This window comes from Stackebrandtia nassauensis DSM 44728 (assembly GCF_000024545.1).
In the GTDB taxonomy this organism is placed as follows: domain Bacteria; phylum Actinomycetota; class Actinomycetes; order Mycobacteriales; family Micromonosporaceae; genus Stackebrandtia; species Stackebrandtia nassauensis.
Window position 1 is genome coordinate 2,352,979 of sequence record NC_013947.1, and the last position, 22,476, is coordinate 2,375,454.

Genomic DNA, 22,476 nt, shown 5'->3' on the forward strand with positions numbered 1-22,476 from the left:
CGTCAGGCGTCGGATTTCTTCCCGCCGCCCGGCAGCACCAGACTCAGCACCCACGACACGATCGACATGACGATGGCGCCCCAGAACGCGGCCCAGAAGCCGTCGATGCGGAACGGCAGGTGCAGCAGTTCGGCGAACCATTCCGTCAGCAGGAACAGCAGCGCGTTGGCGACCAGCGCGAACAACCCGAGCGTCAGGATGTAGAGCGCGCAGCCGAGCATCTGCACGATCGGCTTGATGAACCCGTTGACCAGGCTGAATATCAACGCGACCAGCAGCAGCGTGCCCAGGTCACGCAGCTTGGTGACCGCGGTGATGTGAATGCCGGAGACGACGAGGCTGGTGACCCACAGGGCCACCGCGTAGATCAGGACTCGCAGAAGAAATTGCACGTCGCGATCGTGGCACTGTCAGGCCCCGGATACGCGAAGGCGCGCGCGGGAGACGGCCACCCGATTACCGTCCCCAGCGCGCGCCCGCTGTGGTTATCCGAAGCGACCGGTGATGTAGTCCTCGGTGCGCTGTTCGGAGGGGTTGGTGAAGATCTTCTGGGTGTCGTCGAACTCCACCAGGCGGCCGTGCCGCACGCCCGCGTCGTCCACCTCGGCGGTGAAGAACGAGGTGTAGTGGCTGACCCGCGCGGCCTGCTGCATGTTGTGGGTCACGATGACGATGGTGTAGTTCTCCGCCAGCCGGTACATCAGGTCCTCGACCTTGCTGGTGGCGATCGGGTCCAGGGCCGAGCAGGGCTCGTCCATGAGGATCACCTCGGGCTTGACCGCGATGGTCCGCGCGATGCACAGCCGCTGCTGCTGGCCGCCCGACAGCGCCAGACCCGAGGTCTTCAGCTTGTCCTTGACCTCGTCCCACAGCGCGGCGCCGGTCAGCGCCTCCTCCACGACCAGGTCCAGCTCGGCGCGCTTCTTGACGCCGTCGAGGCGGGGTCCGTAGGCGACGTTGTCGTAGATCGACTTCGGGAACGGGTTGGGCTTCTGGAACACCATGCCGATGTGGCGCCGCACCTGGATCGGGTCGACGTTCGCGCCGTAGATGTCCTGCTGGTGGTACGTGATGGACCCGGCCACCCGCGCCCCGGCGATCAGGTCGTTCATCCGGTTGAGCGAGCGCAGCACCGTGGACTTGCCACAGCCCGACGGGCCGATCATGGCGGTGATCTGGTTGTGGCGGATCGGCATGGTCACGCCGCGCACCGCCTCCACCTGGCCGTAGAAGACGCTGACGTCGGACAGGTCCATGACAGGGTGCGCGTTGCCGCCCTCGGCACTGACCGGCGCCCCGCTGCCCAGCCCCGCGGTGGGGGCGGTGATGCGGGGAGCGGAGGTCCTGCCGCCGGTCGCCGGGGTGCCCGCAGCGGGGCGCGCGGATGAGAGGTGTGACATGTCAGTGCTCCTTGATGGCGAATCGGCTGGCGATGGCGCGAGCCAGGATGGTGAAGACCAGGACGATGACGATGAGCGTCAGGGCCGCGCCCCAGGCCCGTTCCTGGGCGGCCGGGAAGGCCTGCGAGGCGTTCTTGAAGATCTGGGCCGCCAGCGTGGTGTTACCCCGGTTGAAGGCGTCCCAGTTGATGCGGGTGATGGTGCCCACCACGATGATGATCGGCGCGGTCTCACCCGCGGCCCGGGCGATGGCCAGCAGCGAACCGCTGGTGATGCCCGAGATCGCCGAGGGGATCACGACGGTGAGCGTGGTGCGCCACTTGCGGGCGCCCAGCGCGGCACTGGCCTGACGCAACTCGTCGGGCACCAGCCGCAGCATCTCCTCGCTGGAGCGGATGACGATCGGCAGCATCAGACAGGCCAGCGCCAGCGCGCCGGCGAAGGCCGTCAGCTCACCGGTCGCCAGCACCCACACGATGTAGATGAACAGACCCATCATCACCGAGGGGACGCCGGTCATGACGTCGGCCATGGTCCGCACGAACCGGGCCAGTGGCCGCTGCTTGCCGTACTCGTTGAGGTAGATGGCGCCCAGCACACCCAACGGGATGGCCATCAGCGCGGCGAGCCCGGTGGTGACGATCGTGCCGACCACCGCCGGTCCCATGCCCGGACCCGGCTCGCTGGGACGGCGCGGGATGTCGGCGGTCAGGAACTCGAGGTTCAGGATGGCGCCGCCCTTGATGATCACCTGGTACACCACGAGCCCGAGCGGCAGCACGGCCAGCAGCAGACACGCGGCGATCAGGATCGTCGCGGTGCGGTCCTTGAACCGGCGCTTGCCCGACAGCGCCCGCCGGCCCAGGTCCGGAGACGTGGTGCGCGGCAGCGAGTCGACGGGAGGGGTTTGAGTGGCGGTCATGAGGCCGCACCTCGCATTCGGACTTCGGCGCGACGGACGATCGCGCGGGCGGCGAAGTTGACCACGACGGTCATGATGAACAGCAGCACCCCGATACCGATCAGGGCGGAGGCGTGCAGCGGCCCTGCCTCACCCCACTGCTGAGCGATGACCGAGGCCATGGAGTTACCGGAGTCGAACAGGTTCGCGGTGATCTGGGTGGAGGACCCGATGACCAGCGACACGGCGATGGTCTCGCCCATCGCGCGGCCGAGACCAAGCATCGACCCACCGACGAGTCCGCCGAAGCTGTGCGGGAAGACAGCGCCCTTGATCATCTCCCAGCGGGTGGCGCCCAGAGCGTAGGCGGCCTGCTTGTCGGCGACCGGAACGGTGTCGAAGACCTCGCGGGAGATCGAGGTGATGATCGGGATGACCATCACGGCCAGGATGATCCCGGCGGTGAAGAAGTTACGGCCGCTGTTGGTGTCGCCGAACAGCGCTCCGATCACGGGGATGTCGCCGAACACGTTGTTGATGCCCTGGTAGACCGGCAGGATGCCCGGCGCGATGACGGCGATGCCGACCAGGCCGAACACGACCGACGGCACCGAGGCCAGCAGGTCGATGACGGTCACCGCGGGGGTGCGCAGCCACCGGGGCGCCAGCTCGGTCAGGAACAGCGCGATGCCCACCGAGATCGGGATGGCGATGATCAGCCCGATCACCGAGGAGATCACGGTTCCGTAGACGAAAGCGCCGACGCCGAAGACGTCCTTGTTGGGGGCCCAGCGGGTGGAGAGGATGAAGTCGAGGCCGCTGGTCTGAAGGGCGGGCAGCGACTGGCTCGTGGTGGTGATGAGCATGGCCAGCAGAATGGCCAGCACCAGCAGTCCCGCCACGAAGACCAGGACGCGGAAGCCGGTATCGAGGGTGCGCCCCTTGCCCGGTTCAGTGATACCGGGGGAGGTGGGGCGGTCGATGGTAGTCACAAAAGCTCCGTCGAGAGATGTGCCCCGGCCCCGGCCGACCAGAGGTCGACCGGGGCTGAGGCGAGGTCACTGTCTACTTCTTGGTCTTGACCTTGTCGAGCTGCTTGAGAGCCTTGTCGGCGAGCTCCTTCGGCAGCGGCGCGAAGTTGTTGTCCTCGGCGGCCTTCTGGCCGTCGGTCAGGACGTACTCGACGAAGCCCTTGACGAGCTTGCCCTTCTCGGCGTCGTCGTACTCGGCCTTCACCAGCAGGAACGTCGGCGCGGTGATCGGGTAGGCCTCGGCACCGGTGGCGTTGAGCGGGTTGTAGCTGAGGTCCTCGTTCACCTCAGCGCCCTCCAGGGCGGCGGTGGCCGCTTCCAGGGTCGGCTCGACGAACTCGCCGTCCTTGTTCTTGATCTGAGCCGGGGTCAGCTTCAGCTCGGTGGCGTCGGCCAGGTCGACGTAGCCGATCGCGCCCTCGGTCTTCTTGACGATGTCGGCGACACCGGTGTTCTTCTCGCCGGCCTTGGAGTTCTTGGGCCATTCGACGGTGTCACCGGCGCCCAGCTTCCACTTGTCGCTGGCGTCGTCGAGGTAGGTGGTGAAGTTGCTGGTCGTACCCGAGCCGTCCGAGCGGTGCGCGACCGTGATCTCGGTGGACGGCAGCTTCGCGTCCGGGTTGTCCTTGGCGATGGCCGGGTCGTTCCACTTGGTGATCTTGGCCTGGAAGATGTCGGCCAGCGTGTCCGGCGACAGCTTCAGTTCCTTGACGTCCTTGAGGTTGTAAGGAATCGTGATCGGCGCGGCGACCGTGGGGACGTAGTAGAAGGAGTCGGCTTCGATGCCGTCCTCGTCCGACACCAGGCTGTCGGTGCCGGCGAAGTCGACGAGGTCCTCGGAGAACTTCTCCTTACCGGTGCCCGAACCGGTCGGGTCGTACTCGATGTTGGCGTCCGGCGCCTCGTTGTCGAGGTACTTGCCGATGACGTCCTGGTAGAAGGCGTCGGGGAAGCTGGCGCCGGCAGCGGTGAGCTCACCGGTGAGACCCTCACCGGATCCGCCGCCGCTTCCGCAGGCGGCGACACCCAGGGCAAGGGCACCGACAGCCATGAGCGGCAGGATCTTGACTCGCGCTTTGGTAGTCACGTCTCGTCTCTACTCCGAGTTCGGCCGGTCGTTCGTACCGGCGGGTTTCGTGGGACTTCAATTCACCGCCCATGTAAATGCAGGTCGGTGTGCACGTAGAGACGCCTGGGTGAACGTTAAGTGAACTGGGTTAGGGATTGTGGACAGATCCTGCCTAAATCGCACTCGTTGTGCGACGAGTCACTGTGGCCGGTCGAGGTGAATCTCCCCGGTTACCAGATATACGACCTGATGTCCGATTCGCACGGCGTGATCACCGTAACGTTCATACGACCGCCCGATCATGGCCACGTCCACGGCGGCCTCGGCACCATGCGTCCACTGCGAGGACAGCTGACCGAGCAGTCGCGAATACAGCGCGTCCATCTCGTCGTCGTCGAGGTCGAGCTGGGTGGCGTCGAGCCGGTCCCGGGTCTCCAGCACCCGCGTGGTCTTGTCGGCGATCCGCGCCGCCGCGGTGGCCATGGCCTCGAAGATGGGCCGGGTCTGGGTCAGTGCCCCATCGGGATCGAGCCGCTGCGCGAGCTTGGCGACGTGCCTGGCCATGTCCCCCATCCGCTCCAGATCGGTGGCGATGCGAATGCTGGACAGGATGAACCGCAGATCGGTGGCCACGGCCTGCCGCTGGGTCATGATCTCGGTGACCCGATCATCCACGGTGTACTGCAACTCGTTGATGTCGGTGTCCCCGGCGATGACCTCCGACGCCCGGGCGGTGTCACTCTCGACGAGAACCCGGCTGGCCCCCCGCATCGCCTCGGCCACCGAACGGGACATCTCGATCAGCTGGTCGTTGAGGGTGTCGAGGTCGGCGTGAAAGGTGTCGCGCATGGTTAGTCGGCCCCTATCGGTGAGTGACGTAGATCTTTGAGTGTGCCTCATCGGCACATCGGCGCGCCTTGGGCCCGTTAACCTCGACGTCACCAAACCGTTCTGCCGGGCCCACACCACGGTCTGAGGCCGATCCCGGGTGCCGATCTTCGTCATGGCGCGACGATCTCCGCAGTGGACAGTCCATCGGCGAGCAGCCGGATGATCTCGGCCTCGCGGGCGGTGGGCCGCCGGATGATCTCGGCGTCGAAAATTCGACCCCCAGATACCCGCTCGCACCCCCGTTTGGCGCATGTTAAAGTTTCCCCGCGACACGCGCCGTTAGCTCAATTGGCAGAGCAGCTGGCTCTTAACCAGCGGGTTCGGGGTTCGAGTCCCTGACGGCGCACCAACGTGACAGCCCCTCATCTGGTGAGATTCCAGTGAGGGGTTGTTCAGTTCCCCTGGTTGTTCGTCCCGCTCTTGGGCGACGTTCCTGACGACGTCGGTTCGGTGTTCGTCTAAGGGCCAAGTGCCCTAGTGGAAATGACCCCTAACCTGCACGAATCGGTGAGGTGTCGCAGAACCACCCACACGTACGGTTCATCCCACAAAACACTCTGATCTCGGGAGTCATCTATGGGATGGATAAAGAACAACAAGGTCGCCATGATGCGCGGCGACGCGGGTAAAGCGCGAGCTGAGGGGCGAATGGTCTTTGCGTGCAAGCTCAACTACCCCGCGCTGAAACCCGATCTCTCCGGCGAGATCGTGGACTGGTCGATGATGATCGAAGCCGTCGAATCCGAAGGTTGGACCCTGGTCAATTTCGCGGGTGGTTCAGACAAACAAGGTCGGCCCGAGGCCCTGTGCCTGTTCCGGCCTAGTTAGTCCTTCAAGATCCGTAATCGACATCTGTGAACGAGGGACTATGAACAACTTCGCGGCGCCGGAGCCACATCAGTACAGCATCACCAAGACCCGCAAGCAGACCAACCACACGTTCCATCTCCTGATGACGATCCTCACTTGTTCGGCATGGGCGTTCTTCGTGTGGTTCCCAGTGATCCTGTGGAACAAACTCGGTCCGAAACCAAAGATCGTGACCAAGCATCAATGAGGCTGAGTTTGGCTATATAGGACCGCCGCCCGTCCGATGACGGGCGGCGGTTTTTTGTTCGCGGGGTTTGTGGTGGGTCACTCGGTGGCGCGGCGGGTCTTTTCCTTCACCTCGTCGGCGACCTGCTTGGCCTTGGCTTTGGCCTGTTCCGCTTCGCCCTCGGCTTCGAGGGACTTGTTGTTGGTCGCCTCGCCGAGCTTGTCCTTGGCCTTGCCCTTGAGCTCTTCGGCCTTGTGCTTGATCTTGTCGCCGGTCTCACGACTGGTCATGGTTTGTCATCCCTTCTTGTTGTCGCGGGCGCCGGGTTGAGGCGGCCCGCGGACAGTGGGTTGGTTACCCCGCTTGGGGGTGGGCGAACCGGGGTCTCGATTGTCAATCACAGTCAGTAGGGGATATGGAACCAGGGGTGGAGGGTAGTTCGTCTCTAGATGGTCGCTTCGCGGTGGCGGAGGCTTCGAGTGAGTGGGAACCGTTTGAGTCGCCGCTGATACATGGCACCCGAGTAGACGCACGTTTCTGGTGGTGCCGACACACATCTCCAGAAGCATCTTCGCGTGTGGACGTTCAGGAGGAGATGATGCGGAATGACACGTGAACAACACGGGACCGTCCCTCAACCGGGCACTCGAGTGGCGCGGGGTGAGGGTTTGCGGCTGTTCGCCGCGGCGATCATGATCATGATCGGGATGTTCCACCTGATCGCCGGATTCGCGGCGGTCTTGCGGGGTTCGTACTTTGTGGTCTCCGAGAACTATTTCCTCGTGATCGACGTCGCCGTGTGGGGATGGGGACATCTGGTTCTCGGGATCATCGTGGTGGCGACCGGGGCAGCGCTGTTCGCCGAGCGGCCTTGGGCCTACGTGAGTGGCATCGTGATCGTGGGCTTGAGTGCGTTGGGCAACTTCATGTTCCTGCCCTACCAGCCTTTGTGGGCCGTGCTCATCATCGCGGTTGACGTGGCGGTCGTCTGGGCGTTGGCCATGCGGCTGCGCGAGCTGTCGGTCGGCGACTAGTTGTTGAGCCGATGAACCTACAGGTGTTGCCCTTGGCGGTCACGATGATGGTCGGGCCGCAGATCATGGCCGCGACGGTGTTCGTGATGAATGCCAGGGCGATACGTGTTTCGGCCGCCTTTCTGGCGGGAGTCGCCCTGGCCACCACGGCTGGTGTCGTGGTGGCCAGGGGGCTGGCATCGGTGCTCGGGGGCGTGGTGCTGTCCGGTGGCGGGTCGTTGTCGGCGGGCTGGGTGGGTGTACTCGTCCAATTGGGACTTGTGGTGCTGTTGTTGGTGCTGGCCCTGGTCAGTTTTCTCGGGCGCGGGGACGCCAGGCCGCCCAGGTGGCTCGAAGCGTTGATGTCGGCGACTCCGTCCATGGCACTGAGGACCGGACTCATGGTCATCCTCACCATGCCCTCCGACATCGTCATCATGCTCACCGTGGGAGTGAACCTGGATCATCATGGAGAAACGGTGTTGGCGGCGGTGCCGTTCATCGTCGCCACCGTGCTCGTGGCGTCGCTGCCGTTGGGGTTCTATCTGGTTCTTCGCGATCGGGCGGAGCGGGTGATGCCCCGGGTTCGGGATTGGTTGAACGTCAACAGTTGGGTGGTGAACGTTGGTGTGTGCCTGTTCTTCGCGGCGCTCGTCGCCTTCTGAGCGGGGATCAGTTGGGGAGCAGGGTGGAGGAGAAGGTTCCGGCGGCCATCTCGTGGGCGGCTTGGCGGGCTTCGGGGATGGGGTCGCCCCGGGAGAGGAGGGGGCGGGTGGCGGTGCGGAGTAGGCGGAGTTGGGCGGTGGCGAGGGTGTGGGAGCCGGGGGGTTCGAAGGCGCCGAAGAGGTGCTTGGCCCAGCGGGGGAGGGTGGACAGGGCCAGGACGTTGGCGGCGGGGACTGCGAGTTTGAGGGCGGACAGGCGGGTGGGGAGTGGGGGGTTGAAGGAGGTGAGGAGGCCGCGGAGGGCTTCCGGGCAGGCGTAGAGGCTGGGGCGGACGGTGGTGAAGTACTCGTCCAGTTCGGAGCGGGAGGCGGGGACTTCGGTGGGGTTGAGGCCGATGAGGGCGGCGGCGCGGCGGTGTTCGTCGACGTAGCGGTCGGCTTCGGGGGCAGTGAGGATGCCCGAGCGGTGGGCTATGTCGACATAGGAGCTGATTTCGGCGCAGTGGACCCACAGCAGACCGTCGGGTTCGTCGAGGCGGAAGTGGCGGCCGGTGTCGGGATCGAAGGCGGTGAGCCGGGAGTGGATGGCGCGTACCCGGGCCGCGGCGGTCTCGGCTTCTTCGGTGGTGCCGTAGGTGCGGACGTGGACGAAGCGGACGGTGCGTACGAAGCGCGACCACGCCTTCTTCTTGTCGAACAGGGCGGAGTTCTGGTAGGTGCCGCGCATTACCTTGGGGTGCAGGGATTGCAGGTAGAGGGCGCGTAGTCCGGCGATCCACATGACGAACTCGATGTTGGTGGGCCATGTGACCGAGTCCGGGCCGAAGAGCCCTTCGTCTTGGCGCATGGTTTCAGCCTAGGAGGGCTGGGTGGGATCGGCGAGTGCCCGTGGCCGGGTTCATGGTCGTGAACCCGGCCGCGATCGGTTGGGGTTACAGCTTTTCCACGTAGGCGGTGCAGCTGTCGAGCAGCATGTTGGAGCCCTGCTCGGCCTGGTCGCGCTCTTCGGCGGTGCCGCATTCCTGGGACAGGGTGATGCGGGTCTTGCCGTCGAGGTCTTCCAGTTCGAGGTTCATCAGGGCGGGTTCGGCGCCGGGGATGTCCATCGCCATGACCAGCCGTTGGTTCTCGGCGACCTCGCGGTAGCTGCCGGTCAGGGGGAACTGGCCGCCGTCGGGGGCCTGCATCAGTGCCTTCCAGGCCCCGCCGACGCGGACGTCGAGTTCCACCGAGCCGGGGACCGCGTAGGCCCACTGTTCGTAGTCGGAGGGCTGGGTCCACACGCGCCACACGTTGGCGACGGGGGCGTCCAGTTCGCGGGTGAGGGAGTAGCCGTGGGTCTGGGTGCTCATTGTCTTGTCCTTGCGGTTTTGGTTTCGCTTACGGGGGTGTAGACGGGGCGGGGTGGGGAAACTGAGCGGTCCCCCTTGAAATTTCTTCGACGGGTATGGCATAGTTATTTCACTAGTTAACTAGTGAAATGGTGATACGTGATTCGATTCCGCATTGACCGGCGCGCCGGTGTGGCCTCGTACATGCAGCTGGTTCAGCAGGTCAAACACGCCATGCGTGTGGGACGGCTCGGGCCTGGCGACAAACTTCCCACGGCCAAGGAGGTCGTCGCCGACACCGCGATCAACCCGAACACCGTTTTCAAGGCGTATCGGGTGCTGGAGGGCGAGGGACTTGTGGAGGGGCGGCCCGGCGTGGGCACGTTCGTCCGGGAATCCCTGGCGCGACCCGAAACCCCGGACACCAGCAGGTTGCGGGATGAGTTGGCTCAGTGGACGGACCGTGCGCGTGCGGCCGGGCTGGGCCGAGAGGACATCGAGGCGGTCGTCAGGACCGTGCTCGACGACAGCTACCCGAAGGAAGACTGATGGAAGAGATCGCCCTGGAGGCGACCGGACTGTCCAAGCACTATCGACGGACCCGGGCTCTGGACAACTGCACCGTGCGGGTGCCCGTGGGACGGGTGTCGGCTCTGGTGGGGCCCAACGGGGCCGGGAAGACGACGTTGATGTCGCTGGCCTGTGGGCTGCGGACACCGACCGCGGGGGAGGTGAGTGTGCTGGGGCAGCGGCCGGACAACAAGGGCATGCCGGACGGCGTGGCGTTCCTGTCGCAGGATAAGCCGCTGTATCGAGGGTTCAATGTCTCCGAGATGCTGCACGCAGCGTCCAAATTGAACTCCGATTTCGACGAGGACCGCGCGCGGCGGCTCGTCGCCGACGCGGACGTCCCACTCAAGGCGAAGGTCAAGACGCTGTCAGGCGGGCAGCGCACCCGGGTCGCGCTGGCCATCGCCTTGGGCAGACGGCCGCGGCTGATCATTCTGGACGAACCACTGGCGGACCTGGATCCGTTGGCGCGCAAGCAGGTAATGCAGACCCTGATGAGCGACGTCGCCGAGTTCGGCACCACCGTCGTGATGTCGTCGCATGTGCTGGCCGACCTAGAGGAGGTCTGCGATCACCTGGTGTTGCTGGCTTCGGGGCACGTGCAGCTGTGCGACGAGGTGGAGAACCTGCTCGACAACCACCGGCTGGCCGTCGGTCCCGGCATCGAAGGCGAACCGCCGTTCCCGCGCGAGTCGATCGTGGAAGCGTCCCGCACGCGGCGGGAGACCACCCTGCTACTGCGACAGTCCACTGACGATGGACCGCCGGACTGGGACATCAGCTCCCCCAGCCTGGAGGAACTCGTGCTGGCGTACATGCGCACCAAGGAGGCGGCGAAATGATCTGGGTGGCCTGGAGACAACATCGCGCCGGAGTGCTCACGGCATTGGCTGTGCTCGCCACGGCGGCCACCGTCATGCTGGTGATGCGGCTCAGCATCGACGCAGCGTTCGCGAAAGCGAAGGCACCGGACTGTCTGACCAATCCCGGCAGTTGCACGGAAGACGCGTTCAACGCTGTGATGAACAGCTACGGGATGTACGTGACGATGGCGCCGACGGTGCTGTACCTCTTCCCGGTGCTGCTGGGCATCGTCGCCGGGGCGCCGGTGTTCGCCCGGGAACTGTCCCTGGGCACCCACATGTTCAGCCTCACCCAGTCGGTCTCACGGAAACGCTGGTGGGCGGTGAAACTGGGCGTCACCCTCCTGCCGATTGCGGTGGGGACCTGTTTGCTCGGCCTGTTGTCGGCGTGGGCGATCGGGCCACTCGTCAATATGTTGGGCGGCCGGATACAGCCGGGATTCTTCGAGGTTCAGGGCCTGGTCATGGCCGGATACATGGTGTTCGCGTTCGCGGTGGCCTCGACCTTCGGTCTGCTGACCCGGAACAACGTGGTTCCCATGGTCGTCACGGCAGGGGTGTTCATCGCCGTCGCGGTCACCGTGGCGGTGTTCGCACGACCGTCGTATCTCCCGGCGGAGCAGGCCACGGTCACGAACCCCAAGGGCCAAGACGAGTTCGCGGTGCAGACGCCCGAGCACTCGTGGCGGGTCGGCGAGATCTTTGTGGACAAGGACGACAACACCTACACGAGCTATGCCGAAGTCTGCAACCCGGAATCGTGCGTTGAGGACGACGTGGTCTCCTACACCGTCGAATACCACCCCGACTCCCGGTTCTGGACCTTCCAGGGCATCGAGACCGGTGCCTATCTCGTACTCGGCGCCGCGGCACTGGCCGTGGGAGCCCGTCGGTTGCGCGCCCTGCCATAATCGCGCCCGACTCCGGCGGCGCCCCCTCGCGGGGCGCCGCTTTCGCTTGCCGTCCGACTGTAGACATTGGTGTGAGAATGACGACAGTAACGGCGTCACTGCGGTGGATTAGGCTGCCCGGATGGCAAAGATCGATGACATCGCAGAGCGTTACATGGAGAAAGTGGTTGAGCTGAGCCCGATCCGGGCCACCTACATGGGGGTCAAGGGGCTCGACCACGAATATGACGACTTCACCGTGGAGGGGTTCGCCGAGAAGGGCGAGCTGGATCGCTCCACATTGGCGGCGGTCGAGGCCGCGCAGCCGGCCAGCGAAGCCGAGCGGGTCGCCAAGGAAGCGATGGTCGAACGGTTGCGGATCCTGGTGGAGCGGTATGAGGCCGGGGACCTGGCGAGCGGGTTGTCGGTGATCTTCTCGCCCATGCACAGTGTCCGCAGCTCGCTGGATCTGATGGGGACCGAGGGGACGGAGAACCTCGAGAACATCGCCGAGCGCATGTCCAAAGTGGGGGGCGCGTTGCGGGACTACGCGCAGACCCTGCGGGTCGAGGCCGCCCGGGGCAACATCTCCGCCCGACGTCAGATCACCGAGTGCGCCAAACACGCCGACAACTGGAACGGCGCCGCCGGGGACGACTTCTGGGAGGGCTTGCTGGGACGGTTGACCGTCGACGGCAGGCCGGTGTCGGGGGCGCTGGCCGAGAAGCTGACGGAGTCGGCGCGCTCGGCGCGGGCCGGCCTGGCGGAGTTCGGGAAGTTCCTGCGGCAGGAGTTGGCGCCGCTGGCTCCCGAGGCCGACGCCGTGGGGCGGGACAAGTACTCGCGCGGATCCCGGTTCTTCCTGGGCAGTGCCGTTGACCTCCAGGAGACCTACGAGTGGGGCTGGCAGGAACTGCACCGCATCGAGACCGAGATGGCGGCGGTGGCCAACGAGATCAAGCCGGGCGCGACCGTCGACGAGGCCATCGCGGTGCTGGACGCGCAGGAACACCGCAACCTGTCGTCCAAAGAGGCGTTCCGGGAGTGGATGCAGGAACTGGCCGACGCCACCATCGCCGACATGGCCGACCGGCACTTCGACATCCCGGAGCCGATCCGCCGGATCGAGTGCATGATCGCGCCGACCTCCGACGGCACCGTGTACTACACCGGGCCCAGTGAGGACTTCGAGCGTCCGGGGCGGATGTGGTGGTCGGTTCCGCCGTCGCAGCAGACCTTCTCGACCTGGCGGCAGGTCACGACGGTCTACCACGAGGGCGTGCCAGGGCATCACCTCCAGATCGGACAGACCGCGTACCGCACCGACATCCTCAACCGCTACCAGCGGCGCGGCATCCACTGTTCCGGGCACTCCGAGGGCTGGGCGCTGTACTCCGAACGGCTCATGGACGAACTGGGCTACCTGTCCGACCCGGGCGACAAGCTGGGCATGCTGGACGGTCAGGCGTTTCGGGCCACCCGAGTCGTCATCGACATCGGGATGCACCTCCAGTTGCGGATTCCCGAGGACAACCCCTTCGGCTTCCACCCCGGCCGGACCTGGACGCCCGAACTGGGCTGGGAGTTCCTGACCGACCACTGTCGCGAGAACCACGACTTCCTGCGGTTCGAGCTCAACCGTTATCTCGGCTGGCCCGGCCAGGCACCGTCTTATAAGGTCGGTGAGCGGCTGTGGCTGGCCGCGCGCGAGGAATACAAGCACCGCAAGGGAAGCGACTTCGACCTGAAGACCTTCCACACCGACGCGCTGAACCTCGGCACCATGGGCCTTGACCCGTTCGCGGCGGCGATGCGCAGACTGTGACGCGCTAGCCCGCCACCGAGTGGCGGCGCAGCTGCAGGTACAGCAGCAGCATCACCAGGAGCGTCAACACGACCATGATGGCCAGTACCCACAGCGCCAGGGCCGTGTTGGACGCCTGGTCGGATTCGGCGCGCAGGATGTTGTTCTTACCGAGTTCGAGGTTCCAGGTGACGGTCTGTCCGTCGAGGTCACCATTGTGGGCGATCACCGGTCCCGGGAAGGTGACCTTGACGGAGAACTCCGCCGAGTTGACGATCTCCTTGTCCAGGTCGGGGAAGGAGCCGCCGGTGTCGGCGCGCGGCAGGTCCCACTCGCCGTTGAGGATGTAGTGGCCCTCGTCGTGGGTGATGCTCAGCTGCGCGTCCTCGGCCTCGTCGGTCTCGCTGGCGTTGAACTTCGCCAGCGGGACGTCGGCGAAGTGGACGGTCTTGCCGACGAACTCGCCGTCGTTGTACGGCTCGGCGCGGGTGGCGCCGGGGATGTCGTCGGTGAGGGCCTTGACGAACTCGTCGGCCTCCTCGTCGCCGATCGCGTCGAGCGCCTCGATGTTGACCGCCGCCGTCAGCTCGCCGTCGACGGTGTCGTCCGGCTTGATGGTCGCGGCGAGATCGACCTTGATGCAACCGGTGAGCGCCACGACCGCGAACACCAATGTGGATGCGACGAGCGCTGCCCGGCGAAACGAGTTGGTCACGCGGACATATTAGGACATTTCGGAGACCGGGCCGGGTGCTTCGGTCAGGTCGACGTGCAGCCGCAGCTGCGGCACCTCGGTGCCGTCCATGTCCAGGGTGCGGCGGGTGCCCTCCGGGGCCCAGCCCGCCGACTTGTAGAAGTTCAGCGCGGCGGCGTCCCGCGGGAACACCCACGCGTACACCGTCGTCAGGTCGTGCTCGCGCAACTGCTCCACCATCGCCGACAGCAGGCGGCTGCCGTGGCCCCGGCGCGCGAACCTCGGCTCCACCAGCAGCTCGGTGACCGCGCCCGCCCCGGCCTCGTCGTCCTCGCCCGGACCCACCGCCGCGAAGCCCACGACGCGTTTCACCGACGCGTCGGACTCGACCTGTTCGATCGCCACGAACACCCGGTGCGCCGGGCTCGGCGGCGCCACGCACGCCTGCCGCCACTGTTCGGCGAGCCACGCCTCGTCCATGCCGGCCAGCACCTGGGACGGGACGATCTTGTCGTAGGCGGTGCGCCAGGTCGTCGACTGGATGCGCGCGATCTCCTCGGCGTCGGACTCCCGCGCCGGACGTACATACCCCAGGGCCATGGTCGGCAAGCCTACGACGGTGTCGCAGGCGATGACTAGGGTGCCCGTGTGAGTGTTCCCGAGAAGCTGAGCAACCCGCAGGCCCGCCGCATCGCGCTGGCGGCGCAGGGCTTCCACGCCCCCCGACCCTCCGGCAAACGCGACGCCCGGCACCTGCGCAAGGTTCTCTCCCACACCCAGCTGCTGCAGATCGACTCGATCTACGTCCTGGAACGCGCCCACTACGTGCCGGTGTTCTCCCGGCTCGGCGCCTACCCGCACGCGCTGGTCGACAAGGCCGCCTACCACGGACGCAAGCGCTCCCTGTTCGAATACTGGGGGCACGCCGCGTCGCTGCTGCCGGTCGAGCTGTTCCCGTTGCTGCGTTGGCGGATGGACGCCGCCGAGGAACACGCCTGGGGCGGGATGGTGCGCATCGCCCGCGACAACCCCGGCCTGGTGGACCGGCTGTACGAGGAGGTCCGGGCCCGCGGCCCGGTCTCGGCCCGGGAACTGGAGGAGGAGGCGCCCCGGACCCGCGACCAATGGGGCTGGAACTGGAGCGACACCAAGAGCGCGTTGGAGTGGCTGTTCCGGTGCGGCCGGGTCAGCGTCGCCGCCCGGCCCTCGTTCGAGCGCTACTACGACATCACCGAACGGGTCATCCCCGCCGAGGTGCTCAACACCCCGGCGCCCGACCGCGCCGAAGCCCACCGGCAGCTCATGGCCAAGTCGGCAGCCTCGCTGGGCGTGGCCACCGAGGTGGAACTGCGCGACTACTTCCGGCTGCCGGTCGCCGACGCCCGCGCCGCGCTGCGCGACCTCGTCGAGGACGGCACCGTGCACCAGGTGATCGTCGAGGGCTCGGACAAACCGGCCTACCTGCACCGCGACGCCCGCGCCCCGCGCCGCGTCAGGGCCCGGGCGCTGCTGAGCCCCTTCGACCCGCTGGTGTGGCACCGCGACCGCACCCTGCGGCTGTGGGACTTCTTCTACCGCATCGAGATCTACGTGCCCGAGGCCAAACGCGTGCACGGCTACTACGTGCTGCCGTTCCTGCTGGGGGAGCACCTGGTGGCCCGCGTCGACCTCAAGGCCGACCGGGCGGCGGGCGTCCTGCGGGTGCCCGCGGCCTGGCGGGAGGAACACGTCGACGGCGACACCGAACTGGTCGCGGGTGAGCTGGCCGCCGAGCTGCGGGAACTGGCCGACTGGCTGGGACTGGCCGAGATCGCGCCGCCGGTCAAGGGCGATCTGGCCGCCGCCCTGACGTCGGCGCTGCGCTCGGCTTAGCCGGTCGGCATCGACGCCACCGGCTACAGTGAAAGGCGCCGAAACGAAAGCGTCGAAGGGATGCGCTGATGAGTGACCCCTTGGGTTCCGCTCCCACGCAGGAGTTCCCGCGCATCCACGAGGACGCGAGCGAGACTCGGGAAATCCCGTACGTCACGCCCTCGGGGACCGGCACGGGCGACACCTCGCAGGCCACCCAGCAGCTTCCGTACGTCACGCCGCAGCCCGCCACCGCGGGCCCCGGCCACACGCCGCTGCCCAGCCAGGGCTGGACCCGTCCGGTGCGGCGCGGCAAAGCCGCCACGTTCTTCGCCAAGATCCGCAACGCCCCCGCGTGGGTGGCACCAGCGGCGCTGCTGACCTGCTTCGCCGGGGCCGCGGCCGTCGTGGTCACCACCGACCCCACCGACGACGTCGGCACCACCACCTGCGCCTTCAAACTCGTCACCGGCTTCGACTGCCCCGGCTGCGGCGGCACCCGGGCCTTCTTCTACCTGCTGAACGGCAACATCCCCGAGGCCGCCCGCAACCACGCGATCGCGCTGTTCGCGGCGCCGTTCCTGGTGTGGATGTACCTGACCTGGGCCGGACGCCGCATGTTCCCGAAACTGCGCGACAAACTGCCACAGTTCCGGATCACCGCCGCGCACGCCACCATGTTCCTCATCGCCTGGGCCGTGTTCTGGATGGTCCGCAACCTCCCCTTCGCGCCGTTCACCTCGCTCTATGTCTAGCGGATCCCGGCGCGTCGTCCACAAAGCTGCGACCGTCGTGCCCGATACTGGCCTCCGCCGCATTGGAGGTCGTCCCATGAAACACAGTGTTCTGAGCCGTCTCACCGCCGTGCTGGCGCTGGCCGTCATCGCGGTGTTCATGCCCGCGTGCGCCTTCGCCACCGACGGCGAGGACGAGACAATCCCGGTCGAGGAGGAGATCAACTACCTCGAGGCCGAGCAGGAGGAGTTCATCGCCGCCGCGGGCAAGAGCGCCCAGCCCAGCAAGGAGAAGTACGGCGTCCCGCCGTCGGTCACCGTGGCCCAGGCGATCCTGGAGTCCGGCTGGGGTAAGAGCAAACTGGCCGAGGAGGCCAACAACTACTTCGGTATGAAGTGCAAGGACGGCGTGTACGGCCCGTTCGCGGTCGACTGCGTCAAGGTCGCCACCCGCGAGTGCGACAAGAAGGGCAAGTGCTTCGACACCAAGGCGTGGTTCCGGGTCTACGACTCGCGCGCCGACTCGTTCAGCGACCACGGTTCGTGGCTGGCCAGCAATGCCCGCTACGCCCCGGCCTTCGACCACACCGACGACGCCGACGCGTTCATCCGCGAGGTCCACAAGGCCGGATACGCCACCGACCCGGACTACACCGACAAGATCGTCGGGATCATGAAGGAATGGGACCTGTACCGGTTCAACTAGGGTCGATGCACTGTTCGGGGCTGTTGACCCGGCGGACGTAGATCGTGACCGTGGTACCGGCGGGGACGTTCTCGCCGCCCACGGGGCTTTGATCGTGGACGCGGCATTCCCAGCGGCCGTTGCCGTCGTTGTTGACGATGACGGTGAAGCCCTTGCCGGACAGCTCGGTTTCGGCTGACTCCCTGCGCATGTCCACCACGTTGGGCACCTGCACCGTGTTCCCGTCGGGGCTGGAGGCGGACGGCGAGGGGGAGGAGGTCGTGGGCGCGGGCTCGGCGGAGTTGGGCGGCCGGTCCACGTCGGTGGCCGAGGAGGAGGACTCCGACGCCGAGGACTTCGAGCTCTCGGTCGTCGGATCGGGGCTGGCGGGGGAGCCGCTGGGCTGACTGGGAACCGCGAAGTGCATGACGGCCGCGGCGACGGTGAGCACGGCGATGAGCAGCCCGATGACCAGCGCCTGGGTGCGGAGGGACCGGCGGGGCTTGGCGGGTTCGTCGACCGGCTCGGGTGCGTCGTCGTCGGCGTCGGCCTCGTCGACGGGGGCGGCGGAGGCGACGACGGCTGTCGCCTTGACCGTGGCCGACTCCGGTTGCTCGGGCTCGGGCTCGGGCTCGGGCTCGGCTTCCGGCTCGGACGGCTCAGTGGCTTCGCCGCTGGCGGCGGGTTCCGGTTCGGGCTCGGATGGTGCGTCGTCGGCTTCGTCCGGTTCTTCGGACGGTTCCTCGGCCGTCGGCTCGGTGTCGTCGGGGGTGTCGCGGTCGGCGAGGTCCAGTTCGAGCACGAGCGCGGCCGCCGCCTCGGCGATCGGACCGGATCTGCTCGGCGGCCCGGCCTCTCCGTCCTCGCGACTGTCTCCGTGGGCCGGGTCGGTGTGCAGGCACGCGTCGGCGAACGCCACCACCGAGGCGTACCGGTGACTGGGCTGCGGCGACATCGCCTTCATGATCGGTGCCGCGTCGGCCGGGTACATGTCGCTCAGCAGCGGCGAGATGTCGCCGTCGGCCGTCGGCGGCTGGCCGGTCAGGCACTCGTACAGCACCGCGCCCAGCCCGTAGACGTCAGCGGCCGGGGAGTCGTCGTTGAGTTCGGGCGCCGTGTAGGGCGATGGGCTCGGCGGCAGGAACCCGAAGTCGACGATCGTGATCTTCCCGCCGTCGCCGATGATCAGGTTCTCGGGTTTGAGGTTGCCGTGGACGACGCCTTCGCGGTGGGCCGCGTGCAGCGCCAGCACGGCGTCGGACACCAGGTCCAGCGCTTCCGGGTACGGCAGCGTGCCGCCTTCGTCGAGGAGGTCGCGCAGTGACCGGCCCTCGACCCGTTCGGTGATGTGGCAGACCAGGAAACCGCCGTCAGGGTCGGGTTCCTCGAGGCAGTCGTAGACGTCGACGATTCCCCGCACCGCCAGGCCCGCCACCTTGAGGGCGACCCGGCGGAATCGTTCGCGGGTCGTGTCGTCCTCGGCCAGTTCGGGTTTGAGGACCTTGATGGTCACCGGCCGGTCGACGATGGTGTCGTGCCCGGTCCACACGCTGCCGCTGGCTCCGGCGCCGATCTGTTCGCCGAGGGTGTAGCGCTCTCCGAGGATGGTGCCGGACTGCATACTGCTCCTGGGGGTGGCGGGAATCATACCGCTTAATAGAAGTTTGGCCTAGATTCCGTCCGAACACCAGTACCCGCGGACGTCAGTCGGTGACAGCCGCGCGAATCCCCAGGCCGATCAGCAACAGCCCGCCGACGCGGGAGAACTGGCGCGCGATTCGCTTGAACAGGCCGGAGCGTTTGGCCGAGGCGATGGCCTGGGTCCACAGGCTCAGCCACGACACCATCATGACGGTGTGCACGACGGCGAGAAGGAAGGCCGCGGCCGCGATCGGAAAGTCCACCGCCACCACCTGCGCCGGAACCGTCAGGTAGATCAGCGCCGCCCGTGGATTGACGACGTTGCCGATCAGGGCGTGTCGGTACACCCGGGCCACCGGTGGCGCCACGGCCGGGCCGGTGGCCTGCCGCCGCTGCCGCGACGAGGTGACGAGCAGATAGATCCCCAGGCCCACCAGGTAGGCGGCGCCCGCATAGCGGACGATCGCGAACGCGGTGGCCGAGGCCATCACCACGGCCGACAGTCCGAGGGTGGCGAAACCGGCGTGCAGGAAATGGCCGGTGGCGGTCCCGGCCATCACGGCGGCGCCGTGCCGTCGCCCGCCGACGGACACGTACTGCGCCACCAGCGTCGCGCTGGTTCCGGGGGTGAGGATGATGGGCAGCAGCGCGAGTCCGAAGGTGACCAGGATGTGCCAGCTCATGCGGGGACGCCGTTCTTCCGGGGAGGGGCGGGCGCTCGACGATAGCGCGTCCGGCGGCCTCAGTTGCTGACGGCGGTGCGGATGCCCAGGGCGATGAGGAGCAGGCCGCCGAAGCGGGAGAACTGTTGCGCCAGCTTCTTGAACAGCCCGAAGCGTTTGGCCGAGGCGATGGCCTGTGTCCACAGCCCCAACCACAGCACGATCATGACGGCGTCGACGACCACGAGGGTGTAAGCGGCCTGCGTGATCGTGAAATCGGGGGTGACCACCTGGGCGGGGAGGGTCAGGACGATGAGCGCCGCCCGGGGGTTGAGGATGTTCGCGATCAGCGCGTGACGGTAGACCTTGGGCACCGAGGGCACGATCCGTGACTGTTGCGGGTCGTCGTGGCGCCGGGCCCCGGTGAACATCAGGTAGACGCCCAGCCCCACCAGGTAGGCCGCACCGGCGTACTTCACGATCGTGAACGCCGTGGCTGAGGCCATGATCAATGCGGACAGTCCCAGCGTCGCGAAGGTGGCGTGCGCGAACAGGCCGGTGATGCTGCCCGCCAGGACGGCCGCACCGTGCCGCCGCCCGCCGAGCGACACGTACTGCACCACCAGGGTCGCGGTGGTGCCCGGCGTCAGGGTGATGGGCAGCAGACCGAGTACGAAGGTGAGGATGACGTGCCAGCTCATGGAGGGCCTATCGACAAGGGACGGGGCAGGCGACCGACGATATCGCGGCTCCGCCACGACGGCCATGCGCGCGCGGTGGGAACGGCCGCCGCCAATCACCACACTGGACGGATGCGGCCCCGGCTGGCGATCCGGCCCAGGTCGACGCGCAGCGCGGTGACGCGCTCCTCGCCGAGGATCTCGGCCCACTTGCCGACGACCTCGGCGGCGGCGCGGTCGGCGGCGCGGGTGCATGCGCGGCCCTTGTCGGTGAGCACCAGCAGTTTGGCGCGGGCGTCGTCGGGGTGGGGGCGACGCTCCACATAGCCCTTGTCGACCAGTTCGCCGACCAGCAGGCTGGCGGCCTGTTTGGTCATGCTCAGGTGTTCGGCCACCTGGGTGACGGTGGCCCCGGAACCGGCGATGCGGACGAAGGCGTAGCCGTGGGCCGGACGCACGTCGGTGAAGCCGCGTTCGCGCATTCGGGAGTCGATGCCCTCCACCAGGTCGGTCGCCGCCGACAGCAGGGCGAAGGCCAGGGCGTTGTGCTCGGTCATGTCGCCATCGTCTCATAGTGGTCAAGTTGCTTGACTATGTGATACGGTCAAGTTGCTTGACTAAATATCGAAAGGAAGACCCCCATGCCAGTAATGCCAGCCTCTGAAGCCAAGGTCCACGAGTTCGACGGCAGCCGTTGGAAAGCCTTCGTCGCGCCCAGCAAGGGCAGCACCGAACTGTGCGCCTGGCGCGCCGAGATCCCCGCCGACGCCAAGACCTCGCCGCACCGGGTCAACAAGGAAGAGGTGCTGTTGGTCCTCAAGGGCCGCCTGCGGATGGTCCACGAGGGTTGCGACCTGATCGCTGAGTCGGGCGACGCCATCGTGGTGCCGCCCGACACGGATGTCCACATCACCAACGTCGGGGACGAAACGGCCGAAACCTGGGTGACGACCAGTGTCGGCTTCGCCGGGACCATGCCCGACGGAAGCGTGTTCACCCCGCCGTGGGTGCAGTAACTACAGACCGAAGGTGGTCAGCACGGCCGCGTGGTCGGAGGTCCACTCGTTGTCGGCGTGGTCGGGGACCGGTTGGGGTTCACCGACCACGAGGGCCTGCGAGTCCGTCACGGTCAGACCGCCCTTGTAGAGGATGTAGTCGATGCGGTCCTGCGGCTCATCGGCACCCGTCGAACCGTCGTGCTTGGGATACACCGGGGACCAGGTGTTCCCGGGCACGGCGGCCGGATCCGGGTTGGCCTCGCGGAACGAGTCGGTCAGTCCGGCCTCGGCGGGCTTGACCGAGGTCGGCCACGGGATGTCGGAGTAGCCGCAGTGGCTGTCGGCCGTGGCGGCAGTCCAGTCCAGGTGCGAGGGGGCGTTGAAGTCGCCGGTCAGCAGTACCGGGGTCTGATCGGCGTTGGCGAGGTCGTCCCGCATGTCCGCCAGGATGTCGGTGATCTGGCCGGTGCGGCCGGACTCGGCCTCGCGCTCCAGGATCTCATCCACCGACATGTTGTCGAAACACGCGTCATAGGGGCCGTAGGGGTCGTAGCCCAGGTGCGCGTTCCACACCGCGACCCGCTGGCCGGAGTCGAGCTCGATGTGGACGCCGAAGCCCGCGTTGGACGGCTGCTGGGTGTCGTCGACGATCTCGTAGCGGCTGATGATGCCGCGATCCGCGTCGGCCTGCAGGTAGTCCCAGTCCAGGGCCTTGGCCAGTTCCCTCGCGGAGGTCACCGAGCTCTCCTGCAGCGTGATGACGTCGGCGCCGGTGCTCTTGATGAACTCGACCTGCTTGGCGCGGTAGTCGTTGACCTGACTGCCGCCGTGCCACAGGTTGAAGCTCATGACCTTGAGCTCGGCCGCCTCGTCCTGCGCGTGGGCCGTGGACGCCGTGGCCAGGCCGGTGACCGCGACGGCCACCGCCGCCGTGGCCACGGCGACGCGTTTCAGCTTGGGGGACATGGGTTCTCCTCACAGAGTGTGCCGGGGTGTGTTTTTACACGTACGAAACACTACGAGACGAACCCGCAACACAGGTGAACCGACGGTGAAACAGCCGGGTA

The 22,476-nt window shown here is 66.9% G+C and carries 28 protein-coding genes and 1 tRNA gene; 13 read left to right on the forward strand and 16 right to left on the reverse strand.

Annotated elements, in window-relative coordinates:
• Positions 1-2 precede the first annotated feature (2 nt).
• From SNAS_RS10910 to phoU, 6 genes are all read right to left on the reverse strand, one after another.
• Complete coding sequence (locus tag SNAS_RS10910) at positions 3-392, reverse strand: phage holin family protein (RefSeq protein WP_013017475.1); 390 nt, start codon at positions 390-392, stop codon at positions 3-5.
• A gap of 93 nt (positions 393-485) precedes the next feature.
• Positions 486-1,400: a phosphate ABC transporter ATP-binding protein PstB gene (gene pstB / locus SNAS_RS10915; protein ID WP_013017476.1), complete on the reverse strand. Its 915-nt coding sequence runs from the start codon at positions 1,398-1,400 to the stop codon at positions 486-488.
• Position 1,401: 1 nt separating this feature from the next.
• Positions 1,402-2,322 carry a phosphate ABC transporter permease PstA gene (gene pstA, locus SNAS_RS10920; RefSeq protein ID WP_013017477.1) on the reverse strand — a complete coding sequence of 307 codons (921 nt, stop codon included), beginning with the start codon at positions 2,320-2,322 and terminating at the stop codon, positions 1,402-1,404.
• Positions 2,319-3,293, reverse strand: coding sequence for a phosphate ABC transporter permease subunit PstC (gene pstC, locus SNAS_RS10925; protein WP_013017478.1), 975 nt, complete (start codon positions 3,291-3,293; stop codon positions 2,319-2,321). The genes pstA and pstC overlap by 4 nt, the downstream gene beginning before the upstream one ends.
• Before the next feature lie 73 nt (positions 3,294-3,366).
• Positions 3,367-4,419, reverse strand: a complete 1,053-nt coding sequence (gene pstS, locus SNAS_RS10930) for a phosphate ABC transporter substrate-binding protein PstS (protein WP_013017479.1) — start codon at positions 4,417-4,419, stop codon at positions 3,367-3,369.
• 180 nt (positions 4,420-4,599) lie between these two features.
• On the reverse strand, positions 4,600-5,250 hold the full coding sequence (gene phoU, locus SNAS_RS10935) for a phosphate signaling complex protein PhoU (protein WP_013017480.1): 651 nt from the start codon (positions 5,248-5,250) through the stop codon (positions 4,600-4,602).
• A gap of 315 nt (positions 5,251-5,565) precedes the next feature.
• On the opposite strand from phoU, the gene SNAS_RS10940 reads away from it, so the two are divergent.
• The 3 genes from SNAS_RS10940 (at position 5,566) to SNAS_RS10950 (ending at position 6,349) form a co-directional block, all read left to right on the forward strand.
• Positions 5,566-5,641: transfer RNA gene (locus SNAS_RS10940), tRNA-Lys, on the forward strand.
• Between the two features lie 227 nt (positions 5,642-5,868).
• Positions 5,869-6,120: a hypothetical protein gene (locus tag SNAS_RS10945; protein ID WP_013017481.1), complete on the forward strand. Its 252-nt coding sequence runs from the start codon at positions 5,869-5,871 to the stop codon at positions 6,118-6,120.
• A gap of 40 nt (positions 6,121-6,160) precedes the next feature.
• Entirely contained in the window at positions 6,161-6,349 is a 189-nt protein-coding gene (locus tag SNAS_RS10950) for a hypothetical protein (RefSeq protein WP_013017482.1), read from the forward strand.
• Between the two features lie 77 nt (positions 6,350-6,426).
• Here the strand turns inward: SNAS_RS10950 and SNAS_RS10955 are convergent, their stop codons facing one another.
• Positions 6,427-6,618, reverse strand: coding sequence for a CsbD family protein (locus SNAS_RS10955; protein ID WP_013017483.1), 192 nt, complete (start codon positions 6,616-6,618; stop codon positions 6,427-6,429).
• A gap of 378 nt (positions 6,619-6,996) precedes the next feature.
• Between SNAS_RS10955 and SNAS_RS10960 the strand changes: the two genes are divergently transcribed.
• Positions 6,997-7,362, forward strand: coding sequence for a DUF7144 family membrane protein (locus tag SNAS_RS10960; protein WP_211207364.1), 366 nt, complete (start codon positions 6,997-6,999; stop codon positions 7,360-7,362).
• Positions 7,363-7,385: 23 nt separating this feature from the next.
• Positions 7,386-8,006 carry a GAP family protein gene (locus tag SNAS_RS10965; RefSeq protein WP_425281041.1) on the forward strand — a complete coding sequence of 207 codons (621 nt, stop codon included), beginning with the start codon at positions 7,386-7,388 and terminating at the stop codon, positions 8,004-8,006.
• A gap of 7 nt (positions 8,007-8,013) precedes the next feature.
• Here the strand turns inward: SNAS_RS10965 and SNAS_RS10970 are convergent, their stop codons facing one another.
• Both SNAS_RS10970 and SNAS_RS10975 read right to left on the reverse strand, forming a co-directional pair.
• Complete coding sequence (locus SNAS_RS10970; protein WP_013017486.1) at positions 8,014-8,853, reverse strand: oxygenase MpaB family protein; 840 nt, start codon at positions 8,851-8,853, stop codon at positions 8,014-8,016.
• Positions 8,854-8,938: 85 nt separating this feature from the next.
• Positions 8,939-9,358, reverse strand: coding sequence for an SRPBCC family protein (locus tag SNAS_RS10975; RefSeq protein WP_013017487.1), 420 nt, complete (start codon positions 9,356-9,358; stop codon positions 8,939-8,941).
• Between the two features lie 138 nt (positions 9,359-9,496).
• Here SNAS_RS10975 and SNAS_RS10980 point away from each other — a divergent pair, with 138 nt between their 5' ends.
• The 4 genes from SNAS_RS10980 (at position 9,497) to SNAS_RS10995 (ending at position 13,485) form a co-directional block, all read left to right on the forward strand.
• The gene (locus SNAS_RS10980) at positions 9,497-9,886 is read left to right on the forward strand and encodes a GntR family transcriptional regulator (RefSeq protein ID WP_013017488.1); all 390 of its coding nucleotides are present in this window, start codon (positions 9,497-9,499) and stop codon (positions 9,884-9,886) included.
• The gene (locus SNAS_RS10985; RefSeq protein WP_013017489.1) at positions 9,886-10,749 is read left to right on the forward strand and encodes an ABC transporter ATP-binding protein; all 864 of its coding nucleotides are present in this window, start codon (positions 9,886-9,888) and stop codon (positions 10,747-10,749) included. Before SNAS_RS10980 ends, SNAS_RS10985 begins: the two co-directional genes overlap by 1 nt.
• Positions 10,746-11,681 (forward strand): ABC-2 transporter permease, encoded by a 936-nt coding sequence (locus SNAS_RS10990; RefSeq protein ID WP_013017490.1) that lies wholly within the window; start codon positions 10,746-10,748, stop codon positions 11,679-11,681. Before SNAS_RS10985 ends, SNAS_RS10990 begins: the two co-directional genes overlap by 4 nt.
• 121 nt (positions 11,682-11,802) lie before the next feature.
• Positions 11,803-13,485 (forward strand): DUF885 domain-containing protein, encoded by a 1,683-nt coding sequence (locus SNAS_RS10995; RefSeq protein ID WP_013017491.1) that lies wholly within the window; start codon positions 11,803-11,805, stop codon positions 13,483-13,485.
• Positions 13,486-13,489: 4 nt separating this feature from the next.
• Here the strand turns inward: SNAS_RS10995 and SNAS_RS11000 are convergent, their stop codons facing one another.
• Complete coding sequence (locus tag SNAS_RS11000) at positions 13,490-14,179, reverse strand: LppM family (lipo)protein (protein WP_144300461.1); 690 nt, start codon at positions 14,177-14,179, stop codon at positions 13,490-13,492.
• Positions 14,180-14,188: 9 nt separating this feature from the next.
• A complete protein-coding gene (locus SNAS_RS11005) occupies positions 14,189-14,758 on the reverse strand; it encodes a GNAT family N-acetyltransferase (protein WP_013017493.1) in 570 nt (189 codons plus the stop codon).
• Between the two features lie 48 nt (positions 14,759-14,806).
• Between SNAS_RS11005 and SNAS_RS11010 the strand changes: the two genes are divergently transcribed.
• The 3 genes from SNAS_RS11010 to gsmA all read left to right on the forward strand — a co-directional run bounded on the left by SNAS_RS11010 (position 14,807) and on the right by gsmA (position 17,449).
• A complete protein-coding gene (locus SNAS_RS11010) occupies positions 14,807-16,030 on the forward strand; it encodes a winged helix-turn-helix domain-containing protein (protein WP_013017494.1) in 1,224 nt (407 codons plus the stop codon).
• A gap of 68 nt (positions 16,031-16,098) precedes the next feature.
• A complete protein-coding gene (locus tag SNAS_RS11015; RefSeq protein ID WP_013017495.1) occupies positions 16,099-16,764 on the forward strand; it encodes a DUF2752 domain-containing protein in 666 nt (221 codons plus the stop codon).
• Positions 16,765-16,840: 76 nt separating this feature from the next.
• Positions 16,841-17,449 (forward strand): sporangiospore maturation cell wall hydrolase GsmA, encoded by a 609-nt coding sequence (gene gsmA / locus SNAS_RS11020; RefSeq protein WP_013017496.1) that lies wholly within the window; start codon positions 16,841-16,843, stop codon positions 17,447-17,449.
• On the opposite strand, the gene SNAS_RS11025 is transcribed toward gsmA, so the two are convergent.
• The 4 genes from SNAS_RS11025 to SNAS_RS11040 all read right to left on the reverse strand — a co-directional run bounded on the left by SNAS_RS11025 (position 17,442) and on the right by SNAS_RS11040 (position 20,968).
• The gene (locus tag SNAS_RS11025; RefSeq protein WP_013017497.1) at positions 17,442-19,049 is read right to left on the reverse strand and encodes a protein kinase domain-containing protein; all 1,608 of its coding nucleotides are present in this window, start codon (positions 19,047-19,049) and stop codon (positions 17,442-17,444) included. The genes gsmA and SNAS_RS11025 overlap by 8 nt on opposite strands.
• Before the next feature lie 82 nt (positions 19,050-19,131).
• The gene (locus SNAS_RS11030) at positions 19,132-19,752 is read right to left on the reverse strand and encodes a LysE family translocator (RefSeq protein ID WP_013017498.1); all 621 of its coding nucleotides are present in this window, start codon (positions 19,750-19,752) and stop codon (positions 19,132-19,134) included.
• A gap of 59 nt (positions 19,753-19,811) precedes the next feature.
• Positions 19,812-20,432 (reverse strand): LysE family translocator, encoded by a 621-nt coding sequence (locus SNAS_RS11035; protein ID WP_013017499.1) that lies wholly within the window; start codon positions 20,430-20,432, stop codon positions 19,812-19,814.
• Positions 20,433-20,527: 95 nt separating this feature from the next.
• Positions 20,528-20,968, reverse strand: a complete 441-nt coding sequence (locus SNAS_RS11040) for a MarR family winged helix-turn-helix transcriptional regulator (RefSeq protein WP_013017500.1) — start codon at positions 20,966-20,968, stop codon at positions 20,528-20,530.
• 84 nt (positions 20,969-21,052) lie between these two features.
• Here SNAS_RS11040 and SNAS_RS11045 point away from each other — a divergent pair, with 84 nt between their 5' ends.
• Positions 21,053-21,427, forward strand: coding sequence for a cupin domain-containing protein (locus tag SNAS_RS11045; protein WP_013017501.1), 375 nt, complete (start codon positions 21,053-21,055; stop codon positions 21,425-21,427).
• Here SNAS_RS11045 and SNAS_RS11050 read toward each other — a convergent pair whose 3' ends face one another.
• The gene (locus tag SNAS_RS11050) at positions 21,428-22,375 is read right to left on the reverse strand and encodes an endonuclease/exonuclease/phosphatase family protein (RefSeq protein ID WP_013017502.1); all 948 of its coding nucleotides are present in this window, start codon (positions 22,373-22,375) and stop codon (positions 21,428-21,430) included.
• Between the last annotated feature and the right edge of the window lie 101 nt (positions 22,376-22,476).

Coding starts and splice junctions, on each gene's coding strand:
- pstB (WP_013017476.1), bottom strand. CDS start 1,400: ATGTCACACCTCTCATCCGCGCGCCCCGCTGCGGGCACCCCGGCGACC.
- pstA (WP_013017477.1), bottom strand. CDS start 2,322: ATGACCGCCACTCAAACCCCTCCCGTCGACTCGCTGCCGCGCACCACG.
- phoU (WP_013017480.1), bottom strand. CDS start 5,250: ATGCGCGACACCTTTCACGCCGACCTCGACACCCTCAACGACCAGCTG.
- SNAS_RS10945 (WP_013017481.1), top strand. CDS start 5,869: ATGGGATGGATAAAGAACAACAAGGTCGCCATGATGCGCGGCGACGCG.
- SNAS_RS10950 (WP_013017482.1), top strand. CDS start 6,161: ATGAACAACTTCGCGGCGCCGGAGCCACATCAGTACAGCATCACCAAG.
- SNAS_RS10955 (WP_013017483.1), bottom strand. CDS start 6,618: ATGACCAGTCGTGAGACCGGCGACAAGATCAAGCACAAGGCCGAAGAG.
- SNAS_RS10970 (WP_013017486.1), bottom strand. CDS start 8,853: ATGCGCCAAGACGAAGGGCTCTTCGGCCCGGACTCGGTCACATGGCCC.
- SNAS_RS10975 (WP_013017487.1), bottom strand. CDS start 9,358: ATGAGCACCCAGACCCACGGCTACTCCCTCACCCGCGAACTGGACGCC.
- SNAS_RS10985 (WP_013017489.1), top strand. CDS start 9,886: ATGGAAGAGATCGCCCTGGAGGCGACCGGACTGTCCAAGCACTATCGA.
- SNAS_RS10990 (WP_013017490.1), top strand. CDS start 10,746: ATGATCTGGGTGGCCTGGAGACAACATCGCGCCGGAGTGCTCACGGCA.
- SNAS_RS10995 (WP_013017491.1), top strand. CDS start 11,803: ATGGCAAAGATCGATGACATCGCAGAGCGTTACATGGAGAAAGTGGTT.
- SNAS_RS11005 (WP_013017493.1), bottom strand. CDS start 14,758: ATGGCCCTGGGGTATGTACGTCCGGCGCGGGAGTCCGACGCCGAGGAG.
- SNAS_RS11015 (WP_013017495.1), top strand. CDS start 16,099: ATGAGTGACCCCTTGGGTTCCGCTCCCACGCAGGAGTTCCCGCGCATC.
- gsmA (WP_013017496.1), top strand. CDS start 16,841: ATGAAACACAGTGTTCTGAGCCGTCTCACCGCCGTGCTGGCGCTGGCC.
- SNAS_RS11025 (WP_013017497.1), bottom strand. CDS start 19,049: ATGCAGTCCGGCACCATCCTCGGAGAGCGCTACACCCTCGGCGAACAG.
- SNAS_RS11030 (WP_013017498.1), bottom strand. CDS start 19,752: ATGAGCTGGCACATCCTGGTCACCTTCGGACTCGCGCTGCTGCCCATC.
- SNAS_RS11035 (WP_013017499.1), bottom strand. CDS start 20,432: ATGAGCTGGCACGTCATCCTCACCTTCGTACTCGGTCTGCTGCCCATC.
- SNAS_RS11040 (WP_013017500.1), bottom strand. CDS start 20,968: ATGACCGAGCACAACGCCCTGGCCTTCGCCCTGCTGTCGGCGGCGACC.
- SNAS_RS11045 (WP_013017501.1), top strand. CDS start 21,053: ATGCCAGTAATGCCAGCCTCTGAAGCCAAGGTCCACGAGTTCGACGGC.
- SNAS_RS11050 (WP_013017502.1), bottom strand. CDS start 22,375: ATGTCCCCCAAGCTGAAACGCGTCGCCGTGGCCACGGCGGCGGTGGCC.